This window comes from Bartonella sp. AP57NXGY (assembly GCF_042195805.1).
In the GTDB taxonomy this organism is placed as follows: Bacteria; Pseudomonadota; Alphaproteobacteria; order Rhizobiales; family Rhizobiaceae; genus Bartonella.
The window spans coordinates 1-1,685 of sequence record NZ_JBHIOZ010000250.1 but is presented as its reverse complement, the minus strand read 5'-3'; the positions used below and the strand labels follow the sequence as shown (position 1 = coordinate 1,685).

At 36.3% G+C, this 1,685-nt stretch carries 1 protein-coding gene, 1 tRNA gene and 1 pseudogene; 1 reads left to right on the top strand and 2 read right to left on the bottom strand.

Features of this window, described 5'->3' with window-relative positions; genetic code table 11:
* Positions 1-518: 518 nt before the first annotated feature.
* Positions 519-608, bottom strand: a pseudogene (locus tag ACFIL8_RS09985) (DNA adenine methylase); the annotation flags it as partial.
* Between the two features lie 234 nt (positions 609-842).
* Positions 843-1,232 carry a VOC family protein gene (locus ACFIL8_RS09980; protein WP_375655340.1) on the bottom strand — a complete coding sequence of 130 codons (390 nt, stop codon included), beginning with the start codon at positions 1,230-1,232 and terminating at the stop codon, positions 843-845.
* 260 nt (positions 1,233-1,492) lie between these two features.
* Between ACFIL8_RS09980 and ACFIL8_RS09975 the strand changes: the two genes are divergently transcribed.
* Positions 1,493-1,566, top strand: a tRNA-Gln gene (locus ACFIL8_RS09975).
* The last annotated feature ends 119 nt before the right edge of the window (positions 1,567-1,685 follow it).

Here is a 1,685-nt window from a genome sequence, read left to right as displayed (position 1 = left end):
TATTGTGATGATAGTATCTATATAATGCCTGCCTATCATTTACTAACTTTTTAGTAAGCGTTTTTAAAAACGATCTTATCTTTAAATCCTTTTATGCAATCTTTAGAACCCAATCTATAAGCTTATGATCGTTTCAAACGATTATTCCTTTTCAGGTTGCGCTCAAATAAAGAGCAAAACACATCCCATTCTTAAACGCATACAATTTATGTTATCGATAATTCCAAACAACTGCAATTTTAAACAATGTAATTTGTGCTGTGATAAAAACGTATCATAAAATTTATGATACGTTATGAATGATAACCGCTTTTCATTTCATTTGAATGCACCCATGCGTTATAGTATTTGCATCATGATTTGCTTTTTATGGTCTATTCATCCATGGCAATTTTATATAAAAAATGATCAATTCAAACATGCATAAAAGTATGGATTCTTAAGTGGATTCATACAAAATAACTACACTTAATATATTGATTTTATTAGTTTTTATGTACAAAACCTTTTTAACTTCATAAAGATATCAATTTCCTTGTAAAAAATATTCCTCCCATTCCAATAAAAGGCTCAATATAAGTGCGATGAGGGATAGCTTCTATGATTTTACAAGTACTGATCACTGGCCATGCAATAACGCCGACTGATCTCCAAACCAATTAGACCACCTGTGGAAACAGGCAGGTTGTGGGGCTGAATATAAAATGGAACAGCACCGAACGAATAAGCCACGCGCCGCAAGTAAGCCTCTTAGCGTGCATAGCTTATAGGTTTTGGAAACAGATAATTATTATAATTGAGGTACTATAATTTAGGCGATTAAAGATCGGATCTTAAGCTTTTTAATCCAGTGGACAAACACGAATAATGTGTCCGTCCGGATCTTTGATTAGGAAGGTACGTCCAAATACATCAGTATACGGTTCCTTCAAAACATTTATCTCAACAGTGGTTTGCTCTTGCCATTCCACATATAGCTTATCTACGTCCTCTCCTGTTGGCAACATAATGCCGATTTCTGAAAAACGAGGCACATTCTCCTCAGGCGTATCGCCCCCTGACCAGAGAGCAAAGAGTGCATCCCCCGAAGAAGCAAATGCAACATAGCGTGGCGAGGCAAACACAGGTTCTTTCTTGAAGATGAATTTGTAAAAAGCCGTAGAGTACTCTATGTTTGAAACGTATACCAACTGTAGGTTTGGGGTAACAGGATAAGTAGGAATATTACTCATAAATTCTCCATGATTTAGTAGCTGTTGCCTGACAGGCATATACCTATTAGAGAATATTTCAACAAGAGTTTGTGATGCCTCCATTCGCGGTGTGCTCTATTTATATGTTTTTATTCGCTTATTGCTATATGCTAAAATATTGAGACCGCCACTACGGGGATTATAATGATATCCCTATCGCTCTTTATTATCGATAATCTAAAGATTTTTTGCACTTGCCTACACTATAGAATCTGCTAGAAATGGTAAAATTGGCTTATTGGGGAATAGTTTAATGGTAGAACAGCGGACTCTGACTCCGTCAATCTTGGTTCGAATCCAAGTTCCCCAGCCAGTGTAGCTGTAGCTTGTGTAGCTGTAGCTTGCCTGTAGCTTGTGTAGCTTGCCAGCAGGTTTTGTATATTTTGCCACTAGGTTTTGTACCAATTTATTTTTTTCAAAGAGTTTTTAAGG